Source organism: Anaerovibrio sp. (genome assembly GCF_051866355.1).
Lineage (GTDB): Bacteria > Bacillota > Negativicutes > Selenomonadales > Selenomonadaceae > Anaerovibrio.
Genome location: NZ_JBJDWZ010000189.1, coordinates 1 through 16,337, shown reverse-complemented (window position 1 = coordinate 16,337; position 16,337 = coordinate 1). Strand labels below are relative to the sequence as shown.

The window sequence follows — 16,337 nt, the reverse complement described above, 5'->3', positions numbered from 1 at the left end:
TTCCTGAAACAAGCACTTTTCCGTGCTTCAAAATTACTTTTCAGCCTCCGGGTGAAACAAATCCACCTGCCGTCTGGCGGCCCTGTCCACATCAAACATGTTCACCAGCTCCTTGACAGCCTGGGTCGGGGAAATCACTCCCTGCAATACTGCCTCCCTGACCTCCGGCATCCTGCCGGTAATCACCGGGTCCTCAAAGAACAGGTTGTGCAGATGCTCATCAATCATGCTGTGCATCCATTCCAGAAGCTGTCCCTTGCGCCGCTTTTGAAAAACGCCGCTTTTTTCCGTCACTTCCCTAAAAGCCCGGATTACTCCCCACAGCTCCGGAATGCCGTCCTTGGTATAGGCCGAACAGGTATAGGCATGGGTCTGCCAGCCCTCGGTAGCAGGGCGTATATACTCTATCATCCGCTCGTATTCGCCCCTTGCCACCTTGGCTTTCAGCAGATTGTCACCGTCGGCCTTGTTGATGACGATGGCATCCGCCAGCTCCATAATGCCCTTCTTGATGCCCTGCAAATCATCACCGGCACCGGTCAGCACCACCAGCATAAAGAAGTCCACCATGGAGCGCACCGTGGTTTCCGACTGCCCCACGCCCACTGTTTCAATCAAAATCACATCGTAGCCTGCCGCCTCGCACATGAGCATGGTCTCGCGGCTTTTCCGCGCCACGCCTCCCAGGGTTCCCCCGGCGGGAGAAGGCCTGATATATGCTTCCTCCCGCCGTGACAGGGTTCCCATCCGCGTCTTGTCACCCAGGATTGAACCCTTGGTGACAGAGCTGGTCGGGTCCACCGACAGCACCGCTACCCTGTGTCCCCTATCGCACAGCATATTGCCAAAGGCCTCGATAATCGTGCTCTTGCCGGCCCCCGGCACACCGGTAATCCCGATGCGCAGTGCCCCGCCCGTATGGGGCAGCAGCCTCTGCAATACCCTTTGTGCCTTGGCAAAATGCTTGGAGCTGTTGCTTTCGATGAGAGTGATAGCCCTGGACAATACCATGCGGTCGCCTTTCAAAACGCCGTTGACATATTCATCCTCGCTCATGATAAGCCGCCGCTTCGGCTTCATCCTGCCGCTGGACAGCAGTGGATTGATGTTGCCTGTAGTGGTGTCCCTAACTCCCTCTATGCCGCTCATGACACTGCAGGCAAATTTTTCATCCGGTTCCTCCGGCACCCAGCTTGGCTTCGATGTGGTATAATTCGCCATAACTAACACTCCCTCTTGTTTCCCGTTTGTTCCTGCCGGAGTTATTCCTCCAGCTCCTCCTTTGCCCTCTCAATCAGCAGGGTAAGGAGCTTGATGCCGGCCTCCGGAATATTGGTTCCCGGAGCAAAAATTGCCACGGCGCCATTTTCATAGAGGAAATCATAATCCTGCACAGGGATTACGCCCCCTATGCACACCATGATGTCCTCACGCCCCAGCTTGGCCAGCTCCTGCACCAGCTGCGGCAGCAGGGTATTGTGACCTGCCGCCAGCGAGCTGAAGCCCACCATGTGAACATCGTTGTCCACCGCATCCTGGGCTGTTTCCTCCGGCGTCTGGAACAGTGGGCCTACGTCTACATCCCAGCCCATGTCCGCAAAGGACGAGGCGATTACCTTCTGTCCCCTGTCATGGCCGTCCTGCCCCATCTTCGCCACGAAGATACGCGGGCGCCTGCCGGTCAGCTCCTCAAACTCGTCTGCCATCTCCCGTGCCCTTTCCAGCTCCGTCTTGTCGGTAAATTCCGAAGAATACACGCCGGAAATGGTGCGGATAACAGCCTGGAACCTGCCAGATACCTTCTCCACCGCATCAGAAATCTCACCCAGGGAGGCATGGGCACGGGCCGCATCTACAGCCGCCTCCAGCAGATTGCCGTTCTCACGGCTCTCTGCCGCCTTGGTGACGCCCTCCAGACAACGGCGCACATCATCATCGTTGCGCTCCCGGCGCAGCTTTTCCAGCCGCTCAATCTGTGCCTGCCGCACGGCAGTATTGTCGATGGCGAGGATTTCCAGCGGGTCCTCCTTTTCCAGCCGGTACTTGTTCAGCCCGATGATGGACTCGTTGCAGGAATCAATCTGCGCCTGACGGCGTGCCGCCGCTTCCTCTATGCGCATCTTCGGCAGGCCGCTGGAAATGGCCTTGGCCATGCCGCCCAGCGCCTCAACCTCCTGAATATGTGCCCAGGCGCGGCGGATAATCTCATTGGTGAGAGCCTCCACATAGTAGGAGCCGCCCCACGGGTCGATAATCTTGCAGACACTGGTCTCGTCCTGAATATAAAGCTGGGTGTTTCTGGCAATGCGTGCCGAGAAATCAGTCGGCAGGGCAATCGCCTCATCCAGCGCGTTGGTGTGCAGGGACTGGGTATGCCCCAGTGCCGCACCCATGGCCTCCATCAGCGTTCTTGACACATTGTTGAAAGGGTCCTGCGCCGTCAGCGACCAGCCGGAGGTCTGGCAGTGGGTTCTGAGGGCCATGGACTTGCTGTCCTGGGCCCCGAAGGACTTGACAATCTTTGCCCACAGCACGCGGGCGGCGCGCATCTTGGCAACCTCCATAAAGTAATTCTTGCCAATCGCCCAGAAGAAGGACAATCTCTTGGCAAAAGCATCCACAGGCAATCCCGCTTTGATACCTGTGCGGATGTATTCCAAACCGTCAGCCAGGGTGTAGCCCAGCTCAATGTCAGCCGTGGCACCGGCCTCCTGCATGTGGTAGCCGGAGATAGAAATGCTGTTGAACTTAGGCATGTATTTGGTGGTATACTCGAAAATATCGCCGATGATGCGCATGGACATTTCCGGCGGATAGATGTAGGTGTTTCTCACCATGAATTCTTTCAGGATGTCGTTCTGGATAGTGCCTGCCATAACCTTCTTGTCCACGCCCTGTTCCTCGCCGGACAGGATGTAGAAGGCCAGAATCGGCAGAACCGCGCCGTTCATGGTCATGGATACGGACATCTGGTCCAGAGGAATGCCGCTGAACAGGATGCGCATGTCCAGAATGGAGTCGATGGCAACGCCCGCCTTGCCTACATCGCCCAGCACGCGGGGATTGTCCGAGTCATAGCCCCTGTGGGTAGGCAGGTCAAAGGCGATGGAGAGGCCCTTCTGACCGGCCGCCAGATTGCGGCGGTAAAAGGCGTTGGATTCCTCTGCCGTGGAAAAGCCTGCATACTGCCTTACCGTCCATGGGCGGAACACGTACATGGTAGAGTAAGGCCCCCGCAGGCAGGGCGGTATGCCGCTGGCAAAATCCAGATGGTTCATGTGGTCGTATTCATCGTGGTTATATATAGGCTTAATAGGAATATGCTCCATGGTCTTGCCGGTCAGGTCAGCAAAATCGGCACCGGCAGCGGCCTCAAACAGCTTCTGCCATTCTGTCCCGCTGCCTGACGGAGCTTCCTTCAACTGCATATTGGTAAAATCAGGAAAAGCAGCCATTACTCAATCATCCCCTTCCTCTTTTGCAAAAGCTGCAGGATAGCGTAGCAGTTGGCGCGCACATTGATGTACTCGTCAATACCTGCCTCCTTGTAGGTTTCTGCCAGCTCCTTCGGCGCCGTGCCCGCCAAAAATACGATGGCCTCCGGCAGCACCTGATGGAGCTTCGGAGCAAGCTCCGGCACAATCTCAGGATAGGTGGCATCCGTAGAGCAGATAACCACCGCATCGGCCCCGGACTTACCGGCTGCCTCCGCGGCTTCCTCCACAGTCTGGAAACCGTTGTTGCCCAGCACCTGAAAAGCCCCCACCTGCAAAAAGCCCGTGGTAAAGTCCGCCCTGGCCTTGTGCTGCGGTATCGGCCCCATATTGGCCAGGAAAATCTTCACATTGTCATCATGCTCCGCCTGATATTTCTCAGTAATCATGCGCAGCTCCTCATACCGCTCACTCCAGCGGTGCGGCAGAATCGCCTGCACGGCTTCCTTCTCCGCTGCCTGTGCCGCCCGGCTGCAATCAAGGGCCTCCCTCAGCTCTCCGATGTCGGCACCTGCCCTGGCCGCCTCAATGGCCGCCTGCACAATATCCTCACCGGCTTTGCCAGTTTCCCGCAATTCCATCAGCTTTTCGGCCTTGAATACATCGTCCAAATCCGACTTGTAGACAGTGATGGCCTCGCTCCTAGCCCTTCGGTTGGCCGCAAAATCCTCCGGCCGTTCCTCCAGCAGTTTTTCTGTCATATTCGGGTACATATTGCTGCCTACGATGCGATCACGCCTCAGCTCCAGCTTCTTGAAACGGCTGGCCAGCACGGCGGCAATCTGCTCCTGCGGATATCCAGCCAGCAGGGCTGACGCTATGCCGCCCTTTCCTTCCACCGTCTGGAACTCCGCCCAAATTTTTTCCTTAATCTGCTTCGTCAGTGTTTCCACCGCCCAGGAGCCGCCGGCAGGGTCAATCGGCTGAAGCAGGCCGAATTCCTCCTGCAGCATAACCTGCACGTTTCTGGCAATGCGGCGGGAAAATTCGTCGCCCTTGCGCACCGCCTCATCAAAGGTGCCATTCTCAAAGGAATCAATGCCGCCTACAACACCGGAAAACATCTCCGAGGTATTGCGGAGCATATTCACATAAGGGTCATACTTCGTCTTGAAGAACAGGGCCGGCTTGCCGTGGATGTGTATCCTCTGCGCCTCGCTGCTGCAGCCGAAAGCCTCGGCAATCTGTGCCCAGACAGGGCGCACCGCCCTCAGCTTGGCAATCTGCATAAAGAAGTTTGCCCCCATGGAAAAGCCGAACATAATCTGCCCGGCCGCCTCGTCCGCCGTCAGGCCCCTGTCCAGCATGGCACGCATGTAGTCAGCGGCCATGGACAGGGTATAGGCGATTTCCTGCACGTCATTGGCCCCGCCCCGGCTGAACACATCACTGGCTGCCATAAAGGTCTTCAGCCCCGGCGCATTTTTAATCGCCCATTTGGCTGCCAGATACGCCTCATCGTACAGCTTGGCCAGCGACTGGCTGTTCTGGCCCCTCACTGCCAGCTCCCCCACGGGATTGGCACCGATAATTCCTTTAAGCTCCCCTATCCTGCCGCCGCCTGACCGCACCGCAGCCGCTGTCAATGCCAGCATAGGCACGGCAGATGCCCCTGCATAGATATACAGGGGGTACTTGTCCAGCTTCAAATCCGCCAACAGGGTACTCATGTCTTCCAGCGTGCTGATGCTGCAGCCCTCGTCGCCGGGCTTTTCCGCCTTATCGCTGCTCTGGCAGGCAAGGGTGGCAGTATCAAGGCGCACATTGTACACAGTGGAGCCCTTATCCTGCTCATGGCGGAGCAGCTGGTTATTTTCCCGGGGCATCGTCAGGTCACAGGACTGGGCAATACCCCAGGGAGCCCTGATATAGCCGTTAGGCGTTGCACCGCGCAAAAAGTCATCCATGCCGGGATAAGAATTCTTCGGCAGAATATCCTCCGTGTCCCTGCGGAAATACATGGGCGAAAAGGTAATTCCCTCGTAGGTGTCCGTGTACATCTTCTTTTCAAAGGGCGCACCCTTCAAAAGAGCAATACAGGCTTCCTTCCACTCATCATAGCCGGGCGGTGCAAATTCATCCAAGGGAACATCAGGAAAAACACTCTCCTGCTCTGCCCTTTTCAAAATCGCCTGAAGGTCCAGGTCCTTCTCCTCACTCATACAACAACCTCCTTCAACTAAAAAATCCATCTGCCAGAGCATGCAGATGGACTTGCTACGATAGCACACGACAGCATGCTATTGCAAAAGCCTGATACGTAACGTAAAACCGGCTGACTGAAAAACAAAACCAGCTCCGGAAGCGCCTGCGGCAAAGCCACAGACACTCCAAAGCTGGTAGAAGACCGATTTCACGCCCAAAGCAAAAGCTGTCGTTTCATAGCTCCATCCCCTACCCATCGCTCGCAGGTACAAGCAGATACATCCAAAGCGCTCTTGCTGTGGATGCACCGCTAACGGTGACGATTGAACAGGCAGTTCTCCTGACTCGGCTTCATCGATTGGCACGCCTTCCCAGGGCTATCGCCGCTTTTTGCAACGATGTGTCGCCCCAGTGACATAAATGTGCCGCCCTCTTCCTTACAGTGGCGGGACCGTTCCGGCTTATACCGGATTCTCTATTAAGTCTGATAAACAGACACCTGTCCTTACTCTATTAAATTAACTATATTGTACAGCTATATTTTATTGTTGTCAATTATTTTGATATATCATAGTATAGTATTTTCCTGCATTTGCTATAGATTATACTTATTATAACCTCCTGCTATAGCAGGACATATCCGCCCGAAAAAACGCCATCATCCCCGGCTTCCTCATACCCGGAACTTATTGACGGCTTCCTGCATTTCCTCTGCCAAGGTAGCCAGGGCCTGGGAGGCTGCCGCTATCTCCTCGTTGGAGGCGGACTGCTGCTGGGTTTCCGCCGAGATAACCTTGCTGTCATTCACGGCCTTGCGGCTGGCGCTGTCGATGGAATCAACTGCCCGGACGATATTCCCTGCCCCATCAGTCACCACATCTACTGCTGAGGCAATCTCCGTCACCTGCACCTTGATATTATCAATTTTTTCGATGATGGACTGGAACTGCTCGCCCACCCTGCGTATAGCCTCGGTGCCATTGGTAACGGTAGCCGAGCCCTTTTCCATGACCTGCACCGTCCTGCCCGTGGACTGCTGGATACTGCTAATCCTCTCCTTGATATTTTCCGCCGCATGCTGGGACTCCGCAGCCAGCTTGCGCACTTCCTCTGCCACTACGGCAAAGCCCTTGCCGGCCTCGCCTGCCCGTGCCGCCTCAATGGCCGCATTGAGCGCCAGAAGATTTGTCTGGTCGGCAATAGCTGACACGGAATCCACAATCTGCCCGATGGCCGCTGACTGTTCGCCCAGCGCGTTGACCATCTGCTCGGATTTCTGCACGCTCTGCTCTATATCCGCCATCATGGCTACAGCCTTTTCCATCAGGCCTGCCCCCTCATGGGCGGAACCGGCCATCTCATCCGTAGACTTCTGCACGCTGACGGCCTTTTCACCCATCCGGCCGATATCCTGAAAAATCGTGTCCACCTCGACCTTGGCGCGGTCGATATCTGCCAGCTGGCCTTCCATTTCATCATTTACCCCGGCAACATGCTCGGCAATGCGGATAGAGCTGTCCGCCGACTGCTGGGCATTGGCTGTCAGCTGCTGGGAAGCCGCCGCCACCTGCTCCGAAGTGCCGGACATCTTGACAATCAGCTCCCGGAGGTGCCTGCTCATTTCGTTAAAAGAGCTTGTCATGGAGCCGATTTCATCCTCCGATGCCACCGGCAGCTCCTGCAGATTGAGATTGCCACCGGACAGCTGGCTGGCATGCTGCTCCAGCTCCGACACAGGCACGACAATCTGCCCTGCCATTTTCATGCAGGCAAGCTGCCCCAGCACAAGTGCAAAGATAGTCAGGCCGACAAAAATAAACTTCAAATTGGCCACCGGCGCATACAGCACAGCCTCCGGCACAGCCAGGGCAACAATCCAGCCGCTGGAAGGCACCGTGGCATAGGCCACCAGCTGCGTTTCCCCCTGCATCTCGATATTGGCAAAGCCCTGCTGATTCTGCGCCATTTCCGGGAAAACATCCCGCAGTCCGGAGATACTTTCCACACTGGTCAAAAGCTCGGCACTGCCGTTAGTCGCCAGCAATGTACCATTTTTTTCAAGGATGTAGCTCGTTCCTTCGCCCAGATAGTTGAGCTTGCCCGCCTGCTCCTGCAGAACATCCACAGACAAATCCGCACCCGTCACACCGGCTATCCTGCCATTGTGCTTATACGGCTGGGCGATAGTCACGCAGTATTTTCCTGTGTTGAAATCCTTATAGACCTCCGTAAAAACCAGCTTATCCTGGGACTTGGCAGCTTTGTACCACGGCCGTTCCCTCGGATCCATCTTGTCGCTGACATCACCGCCATAATAGAACACGACCTTGCCATCGCCCTCATGTCCGTAATAAAAATCCAGGAACTCCTTGTCCTTGACAATAAGCCCCTGCATTTCCCGCATATCCGCAACGGTACTGCTCTCGCCCAGGGTTTCGCGTATGGCCGTCATGTGCTCCACAGCAGTTGCCTTTTCCCTGAGCCATCCCTCCAGCTCCTCCTCCTGCTGGTCCATGGTCAGTGACAGCTCCTTCTCCACACCGCTTTTCAGATTCGTATAGGCCTCATAAAAGCCTATCGCCGAAACTGCCAAAACCAGCACACCTATCATACCCGCCAGCAACATAAATTTTTGCCTGAGCTTCATCCCTCTTACCTCCTTGAAAAAACTCCCTCAACTTCCCCACCCGTGTGTTTATATTATACTACTAATTTACATTACAACACAACAATAAATAAAAATATATGAATAATAATAAAAAATAAAACACCTGCCGTCACTAGTACATTGACAGGCAGGCGCCTTTGACGCTATTTTCATTTGACATATCTTTTAATCCATGCTATTTTAATAAATGAGAATCAATATCATTTAAGGAGGTCAACCATGAAAATAAAACTTAACGGCGTAGAAGAAACCATGCTTATTCCTCTCTGGTGCAGAGCCCATGAAACGACAGCAAAAGAGCGGCCGCTTATTCAGGATGATATGGCCGTGCAGATAGTACAGCGCATTGATTATAACTTTGAGCAGTTTGCCAGCTCAAAAATGTCACAGACGGGCGTTGCTGTCCGCAGCAGCATTCTTGACAAGGCCGCCGGGGATTTTTTCCTGCAGTATCCTGATGCCGTGTGCATCAATCTTGCCTGCGGTCTGGATACCAGATTTTATCGCCTCGACAACGGGCAAATCGACTGGTACGACATCGATTTGCCGGATGTGATGGCAGTCAGGCAGCAGCTCATTCCTGACAGCAACCCGCGCCTGCACAGCATTACCGGCTCAATTCTGGAAGAACAGTGGACGGCATTTATAGACACTGCCAACCGCCCTGTCCTGATTATCATGGAGGGCGCTGCCATGTATTTTTCCGAAGATGAAATGAAGCTTCTCTTCCAAATTCTCAGCAGTCATTTCATGCCGGCTACCATGCTTATTGAGGTTATGCCGCCATTTGTCATCAAAAATCAAAAACATCATGATGCCGTAGACAAACAAAAAGCGCCTTTTAAATGGGGCATAAACGATGGCAGAAAAATCACCGCCCTGCACCCGGACATAAAGTTTGAGTGGCAGCAGACGCTCTATGACGGGTATCGCAGGCACTGGGGCATCTTTGGGCTTCTCTCCCTGATTCCCTGGTGGAACCACAACGTAAATGATAAAATTGTCCAGCTAAAGCTCAGTTCATAACCTGAATATATGTGCAAGAACAGCACCTTGCGCGATTACGCACAAATGAGCGCATCCTTCGCGCGGGTTCATAAACTGAATAACATACAAAAAAACACCTGTACCACCCTGATAAATGCAAGCAAAATCATAGGGCAATATAGGTGTTTTCTTTTTGCCGTCACATATCAGACACCGTTGTATGAAAAACAGGTGACACATGCCGGCGGGCGGATTGGCATCCAGGTCAGGGATTAAATACAATCCGCTTGGTGATAATGCACATTACCGGTTCGTCATAAATATTTCTGGCGGCGGCAAAGCTATAGCTGTACGCCGCCTTGACTGCCGCAGTATCCAAAGCAGGATAGCCGGAAGAACCGGCTATCTCTACACCTGCCACACTGCCCTCAGCAGTCACCGTCAGCCTGAGCAGTACCGTGCCGCCAATCCCCTGCTCCTGCAGGTCACGAGGGTAGCGTGGCTCCTTGCCGCCTAGAAACTGTGGCGGAGTCTTCGGACGCTTTGCCGCGGCCTCGTCCCTGCCGGAACCGCTGCCATCACCTGTCCCATTCCCACTGCCATTACCAGTGCCGGAGCCTTCACCTGTGCCCGCGCCCTCTCCAGCACCGGAACCTGTGCCATCACCACTGCCACGGCCAATGCCGGACGCAGTGCCGCTCACGTCGGCAGCTGCCGCGCCAAATACCTGCCGCGGCGTTTCTGCTGTCCTGTGAGTTTCCCTGTAGGCCTGCTGTTTTTCCGGCTCCTTGGTATATTCCTCGGCAATCTCCGGCAGCTTAACTGTTTCAGCAGGCAGTGCCACTGCGTCAATGGCCGGAGGCATATCCGCCGCTGGTGGCAGTGCAGGGCTTCCCCCGCCGCCACTGCCGCCGCTGTCAGCAGCCATATCATAAACTGTCACATCCACCACAGGCCTTTTTTCCTGCGCGGCCTGGGCAAAAATTCCTGTCAATGCCACCAGGACAAACACAACAATGTGGAACAGCGCAGAAGCTCCATACGCGTGAAATTTATCCCTCTGCTCCTGCGTCATATCAGGACCTCCCGCTCTCCGCCGCCAGGGCAAAGCGTGTAACGCCAGCCCCTTTCATCTTGTCCAGAAAACCGATGACCATGCCATAATCCATGCCCTGATCTGCCCTGACCACCACGGCAAAGCGCGGATTGCGCCGCTGTTCCGCCGCCGCCCTGCGCAGAAGCTCCCCCTCTGCAATAGGCTGATCCTCAAGCCACAGGGAACCATCCGATTTCATGGTCACGAGATAGGTCACTTTTATCTGTGTTTCAGCGTGCTGTGCCTGAGGAAGATTTACATCCACAGTCTTGATATTTACCATGTACAGGGTACTCATCATAAAAAATACCAGCAGAAAAAACATGATATCTATCATGGGGATAATATTTATTTCCGGCTTGCATGCGGCACGCCTGTCCCTCAGCCTCATACTGCTTCACCTGCTTTATCCATATCACTCATATTGCCTGCTTTATCCAACAGTGCCTTTCTGCTTGCTTCCACCAATGAAAAGCACTGCTCCATATCGGTGATAATATTCTCCAGTCGCTGGGTAAAATAAGAATGTACTGCTAAAGCAATAATTGCCACGCACAAGCCCATAGCCGTAGCAATCAATGCCTCGCCCACACCGCCTGTTATGGCAGTTGCCTGGCCTGCCTCCACATTGAACACGCTGAAAGCAGAAATCATGCCGCCAATCGTTCCCAGAAGTCCCAAGAGCGGTGCCATTGTCACGATAACGCTGAGATAGTACAGCCTTTGGCGGAGCCTTGACAATGCCACACCTGACTGCACTTCCATATAGCCAGCCAGCTGATCATGCTCTGCCCCCTCGGAAATTATTTTAAATGACCCTGCCAAAAGCTCCGGCAAATCGCCGCTGCTGCTTTTGGCAAGGCTGACCGCCCTGTCAAAGTCACCGGCTGACATTGCCTCCGCAAACTGCCGCGTAAAGCTGCGCCCGCTGTCCCGTCGCGCAAAATACCGCCATCTTTCTACAGCTATGCTCACCACCAAAAAAGAGCAAAGCAGCAGCACATACATGATAGAGCCGCCCCTGTGAAAAAACTCTACCCCTGTCATAATCAAGTCCATAAACCGAAATCTCCTCTATTCCATTGACAATATACCACTTGCCGGCATGAAGCCGAAAACAATAACTACGCGTCCTTTTGAATAAAAAGCATCAGACATGCGCCGCATGGTACAGTGATCTTTGCTGCTGTGCCAGCTTTCTTTCCCAATCCTCATAATCTGCAGGCACAAATTCATGCACCAGATATTCCGGCTTTATGGCGTCCACAATCCGTCTTGCCGCGGCTGTCTTAAAAGGCTGATGCTGGTCAATCCTCAATACGTAAGCCATGATTTCCTCGGCAGTCAGATGGTGCTCAGGATGGCTGTGCCGTTGCTTTTCCCTTTCCACATAATCCCCGGAAAGGGAGGCATGCAGATGAATTCCCCGAATGTGGTCAGCGTCCGCCCCAAGTCCGTCTACCATCTGCAAAATATAGTCTGCGGCATGTGCCTCACAGCAAAGCCGCGTGTTTGTATTCATCAGATGCCCTGTGTCCAGCATCAATCCGCATTTGTGCTGCGTGCCTGACAGCAGCTCATGCACCAGCGCGGGCGAAGTAAAATCCAATCCGGGCCACCAGAGATTTTCATATAGAAGGGCAGTCTCTGATGGCAGCCGGGTTGAAAGCTGATTAATAATATCCAGCACAGCTTCTATAATCTGCGCTGAATTGTAGGCAAAGCTACGACAGCGTATTTCGCTGTTTCTTGCCTGTGCCACATGAAAAACGGCATATTCTGCACCGCAGTCCGCGGCCTGCTGAAAGTTGGCGGCCCATTTAGCCAGCCATGCTTCACGGGAAACGCCAAAGCAGTTTTCTATATTCTCCCGGGAACCAAATTCCTGCAGTAATGCCTCTTCATTTCCCAGCCAGAAATCCAGCCAGCTGGGCCAGAACCAAAGATGAAAGCCCTTGATAATATCAGGCGTATGAAAACTTGTGTCCCAGGGGGCACAGCACATGAACTCTATGCCGTCAAGATGAAATTTTTCCAAAAAAGCGGCAAGCCGTGCCGGACTGCCGCCCAGCAGACCCTCCGTATCCGTAATGTCATTTGACAGATTGACTAATTCCAGCATATAGTCATATCTCCTTTGAATAATTACAGTAAATATTGCAAAAACCGGCAGTACGGCATGTACCATAACAGGCTCATGTTCATGCATAAATGCATCTGCCTGTGACACTGCCGTACCGCCGATAAAACAAAACGCGTCTTCCAAACAGTTATCAGAAAGTACAGGTCAGGCCTACCTGATAGAAGCGGCCTGCGCATGGGTAATAATAACCAGGGCTATTACTCTGCTCAAAATACTCCTGATTGGTAATATTATTTACCTTGAAGTAAGTAGTAATGTTTTTCTTAATATCATAGCTGAGGTTGAAATCCCAGACATTATAGCTGCTGTTGTTGTTATAATACTGAGCATCCAGACCACTGCCGATAGTGCCCAGCAGATTCGCCTTCCATGCACCACTGTTATAGTGAATACCAATGCGATAGCCATTTGGCTGAAGGTTAGCTGTATCTACATCCATTGGTCCTCCATTCTTTGCTAACTCTCGCTTAATATAGGAGTAACCTAAGTCATAGCTCCACATCGGACTAAGCTCCTGCTTGAAGGACAGCTCCATGCCGCGGCGCTTTTCTTTATCGACATTTTGCACATAGTTATTTGTACCAACAGACATCCAATTTATAGCATCGTGCAATTCACTTTGAAATACTGAGAAACCAATACTTGTATTTTCATTTATATTATGATTTATACCTATAGTTTCAGTATAACCTGTTTCCGGACGCAGATTTGGATTTCCATAATATTTCCCATAGCTACCATAATCTGCATAATAATATAGATCATCCGCAGTAGGTGCCTTAAACACACGTCCCCAGGAAGCATATACCTGTGTATCCGCATCTGCCACATAGTTGATAGCTACCTTTGGTGACCAGTGAGTGCCAAACATGCTGTGATTGTCCATACGCAGTCCTGGAACCAACGTCCACTTATCTGCAAACTTCCAGGTATCCTGCAGGAAAACACTCTTATTGGTGAGCTTTTTGCCATAATACCCATTTGCCGCATTCTCCGAATTGCTCTGATGCCATTCTACACCGGTAATCAGCGTATTAGTATCATTTAACTTCCATCCGTATTGTGCATCCAAGCCCATCATGCGGTTGCTGAAGGAACCACTCTGGTCTATCCACTTATAGTTATAGAAAAACCGCACATACCCCGGCACAGCAGTATCTTCCTTAAAATTCCATGTTAAATTATAATTATTAAAATTCTCCCACAAACGTGAATTAGGACTTGATGTCAAACCATTACACACATATTGCCCATCATCAACAGAACGGTGAGCATAGGAAAATGCTATTGAATCACTGTCCGAAAAACGATTTTTTAGCTTCATTGAGAAGCTGTTATTGTTATAGTCACTATTGGCCATGGTAGGGCTGTTGCCATTAAACTTATAGTCAAAATGTCCACGCTTTTGCAAGCCGCCAGTTATGAACCAGCTGAAATCTTTCTCCTTGCCCTGAGTGCTGATTGAGTAGTTATGGCTACCCCAGGAGCCGGTATTTATATCAACCTTAGTTTCATTTTTTACTGCATTTTTGGTAATGATATTGACGACACCGCCAACTGCATCACTGCCGTATAAGGCACTGCCGCCACCCTTGACAACTTCGATACGCTGAATATTATCCATAGACGGTATCATATTCATGTCAACATTTGCACGTCCAAAGCCCCCCTGGTCATCGTTCAGCTTCTGCCCGTCAACCATAATAACAACCCTGTCATCGCCATTGATACGCACATAACTGCGCAGACCGCCTGCCATGCGCACAATAGACACGCCATTTACATGACCGATTGCCTCATCTACGCTCTGATAGTGATTATCTTCTATCTCCTTGGCAGTTATCACAGCAGTATTGGCAGGTGTTTCCATTTTCTTAGTCGGCATGCGCTCTGCCGTCACTACAGTATCTTCCAGCTCATATACATCTACACTGTCGTTTTCAGGCACCTGGCTATCCGGCCCGTTGTCTGCCGCCAATGCGGTGCTTCCAGCCATCGTACCCGCCAATAGGGCAACTGCCACCTGCAATGCCAATTTCTTGTTCCAATTCCCCTTCTGCTTCATATTAATTGCCTCCTATTCTTTCTCTCGGAAAAAAATAAGCCGGTCACAAGCCTGAAAAGCTTGACCGGCAAAATATCATCCATTATCCTGACACAAGTAATACTACCTGCGTACAGAATAATGTACCAATACCACACAAAAAAGAGAGCCCTTCCATCAAAAGAAAGACTCCCCCTGCTCATGTCAATCTCCTCCCCATCGCTCGTGGGTGCGGCAGGGCATCACTGCCCGGCCTTAACGGTGATTCATGACAGGCAGTTCTCCTGGCTCAAGTTCATCATGTACGCGCGCCTTCCCGGAAATCAGCTCCAGTGACATAACTTATGCGCGTCACTCCCCTTACAGTGGCGGGACCGCTCCGGCCTCTCACCGGATTCCCTATTAAACCCGACACGGCAAAAACACCGCACACGGGTACCTGTCATAACCATATTCAGTTTATTTACAAATCCGTTTTCATGCTACACCAAAATATTAACTCTGTCAAGTTACACTAGGGCAAATAATGAACTAACTTACGAAAATTATCAGGTTACGTCCAGCACAATAAGCTGCTTTCCTGCCACGCGAAACCTGATTTCCTGATTGCCAAATGGCATGCCATAGATGCGCTCCGGATCATCATGATAGGTCGGGCGCGGATCACCAGCCAGAACCCCCAGCAGGCCATCCCGCTTGTCAGCAGGTACTTTCAAAAGCAAAGGCTCCGGAAAATCCACCTGCAGATTGCGCTTCCAGCCCTCGCCCCGGAATCCCTGGGCCGCCTCCGGATGACTATCCACATAGGCAAGATACGGCTTGATATCTAAAATTGGTGTGCCATCCATCAGGTCAGCACCGCTGATATGCAGTACCGGCCCATCAGGCGTATGCAGTTCAGCCCCTTCCAGCCTGACGCTGGAAAGGCCTATAGCATTGGGTCGAAATGGTGAGCGGGTGGCAAATACGCCCATTCTCGTATTACCGCCCAAAATAGGTGGCCGCACCGTAGGCGACCATTTATCGCGCACCGCTTCCGAAAACTGCCAAATCAGCCAGAGATAATCAAACCCTTCGATGCCGCGCAAAGCATCAGGATTCCTGTATTCCGGCTCAAAGACAATACGCCCCTTCAATTCCCTGACCACGCCGCTCTGCCTTGGAATCCCGAATTTGCTGGGAAAATCATTGCGTATGCGGGCTATGATTTTCATTTCTATTACTGCATCCGCCCTGACACCAGCTTTATCCGTGGCATCGTTACCTTCATTAAGACACCCTGCTGAGATGCTTCCCTGTGTAGCGTCATTTTTCATTTCTGCACCACTCCAGCAATTTTTTGCAGCCACGCAACACATCCACATAGGTCGCCTCAAAGTTCCCCGTATACCACGGGTCCGCCACTTCTCCCTCCGGCTCCCCATCATAAGACAGCAGCAGCTTCACTTTTCCCAGCGTATCCTCACCGACAATGCGCCGTATCCCCCACAGGTTTTCCTTATCCATCGCCACTATCAAATCATAACGCTGATAGTCCTGCTTTGTCATCTGAACCGCCCGCCTCGTTGTAAAAGGCACCCCCTTCTCACGCAGCTTTTCCTTTGTTCCATAGTGGGTATCATGCCCGATTTCCTCCCGGCTGGTAGCCGCCGATGCAATCTCGAACTCATCTTCCCTCCCCGCCTGCTTCACCAGATGCTTCATGACAAACTCCGCCATTGTTGACCTGCAAATATTGCCGTGGCAAATAAAAAGCACTT

The 16,337-nt window shown here is 52.4% G+C and carries 12 protein-coding genes and 2 riboswitches; of the genes, 1 reads left to right on the top strand and 11 read right to left on the bottom strand.

Annotated elements, in window-relative coordinates:
• Window positions 1-33: 33 nt before the first annotated feature.
• The 4 genes from meaB to ACI3UA_RS10120 all read right to left on the bottom strand — a co-directional run bounded on the left by meaB (window position 34) and on the right by ACI3UA_RS10120 (window position 8,286).
• On the bottom strand, window positions 34-1,221 hold the full coding sequence (gene meaB, locus ACI3UA_RS10135) for a methylmalonyl Co-A mutase-associated GTPase MeaB (RefSeq protein WP_439724696.1): 1,188 nt from the start codon (window positions 1,219-1,221) through the stop codon (window positions 34-36).
• A 41-nt stretch (window positions 1,222-1,262) separates the two neighbouring features.
• Entirely contained in the window at window positions 1,263-3,455 is a 2,193-nt protein-coding gene (scpA, locus tag ACI3UA_RS10130) for a methylmalonyl-CoA mutase (protein WP_439724695.1), read from the bottom strand.
• The gene (locus ACI3UA_RS10125; RefSeq protein ID WP_439724694.1) at window positions 3,455-5,656 is read right to left on the bottom strand and encodes a methylmalonyl-CoA mutase family protein; all 2,202 of its coding nucleotides are present in this window, start codon (window positions 5,654-5,656) and stop codon (window positions 3,455-3,457) included. The genes scpA and ACI3UA_RS10125 overlap by 1 nt, the downstream gene beginning before the upstream one ends.
• A gap of 296 nt (window positions 5,657-5,952) precedes the next feature.
• Window positions 5,953-6,157, bottom strand: a riboswitch (cobalamin riboswitch).
• Window positions 6,158-6,312: 155 nt separating this feature from the next.
• Window positions 6,313-8,286 carry a methyl-accepting chemotaxis protein gene (locus ACI3UA_RS10120; RefSeq protein WP_439724693.1) on the bottom strand — a complete coding sequence of 658 codons (1,974 nt, stop codon included), beginning with the start codon at window positions 8,284-8,286 and terminating at the stop codon, window positions 6,313-6,315.
• A 240-nt stretch (window positions 8,287-8,526) separates the two neighbouring features.
• On the opposite strand from ACI3UA_RS10120, the gene ACI3UA_RS10115 reads away from it, so the two are divergent.
• Window positions 8,527-9,333, top strand: a complete 807-nt coding sequence (locus ACI3UA_RS10115; protein ID WP_439724692.1) for a class I SAM-dependent methyltransferase — start codon at window positions 8,527-8,529, stop codon at window positions 9,331-9,333.
• Window positions 9,334-9,559: 226 nt separating this feature from the next.
• On the opposite strand, the gene ACI3UA_RS10110 is transcribed toward ACI3UA_RS10115, so the two are convergent.
• The 7 genes from ACI3UA_RS10110 to ACI3UA_RS10080 form a co-directional block, all read right to left on the bottom strand.
• Window positions 9,560-10,369, bottom strand: a complete 810-nt coding sequence (locus ACI3UA_RS10110) for an energy transducer TonB (RefSeq protein ID WP_439724691.1) — start codon at window positions 10,367-10,369, stop codon at window positions 9,560-9,562.
• Between the two features lies 1 nt (window position 10,370).
• The gene (locus ACI3UA_RS10105; protein ID WP_439724690.1) at window positions 10,371-10,781 is read right to left on the bottom strand and encodes an ExbD/TolR family protein; all 411 of its coding nucleotides are present in this window, start codon (window positions 10,779-10,781) and stop codon (window positions 10,371-10,373) included.
• Window positions 10,778-11,449, bottom strand: a complete 672-nt coding sequence (locus ACI3UA_RS10100; protein ID WP_439724689.1) for a MotA/TolQ/ExbB proton channel family protein — start codon at window positions 11,447-11,449, stop codon at window positions 10,778-10,780. Before ACI3UA_RS10100 ends, ACI3UA_RS10105 begins: the two co-directional genes overlap by 4 nt.
• A gap of 91 nt (window positions 11,450-11,540) precedes the next feature.
• The gene (locus tag ACI3UA_RS10095) at window positions 11,541-12,512 is read right to left on the bottom strand and encodes a xylose isomerase (RefSeq protein ID WP_439724688.1); all 972 of its coding nucleotides are present in this window, start codon (window positions 12,510-12,512) and stop codon (window positions 11,541-11,543) included.
• A gap of 151 nt (window positions 12,513-12,663) precedes the next feature.
• A complete protein-coding gene (locus tag ACI3UA_RS10090) occupies window positions 12,664-14,598 on the bottom strand; it encodes a TonB-dependent receptor plug domain-containing protein (RefSeq protein ID WP_439724687.1) in 1,935 nt (644 codons plus the stop codon).
• A gap of 236 nt (window positions 14,599-14,834) precedes the next feature.
• Window positions 14,835-15,035, bottom strand: a riboswitch (cobalamin riboswitch).
• Window positions 15,036-15,125: 90 nt separating this feature from the next.
• A complete protein-coding gene (gene tsaA, locus ACI3UA_RS10085) occupies window positions 15,126-15,893 on the bottom strand; it encodes a tRNA (N6-threonylcarbamoyladenosine(37)-N6)-methyltransferase TrmO (RefSeq protein ID WP_439724686.1) in 768 nt (255 codons plus the stop codon).
• Entirely contained in the window at window positions 15,883-16,335 is a 453-nt protein-coding gene (locus ACI3UA_RS10080) for a low molecular weight protein-tyrosine-phosphatase (RefSeq protein ID WP_439724685.1), read from the bottom strand. Before ACI3UA_RS10080 ends, tsaA begins: the two co-directional genes overlap by 11 nt.
• Window positions 16,336-16,337: the final 2 nt, after the last annotated feature.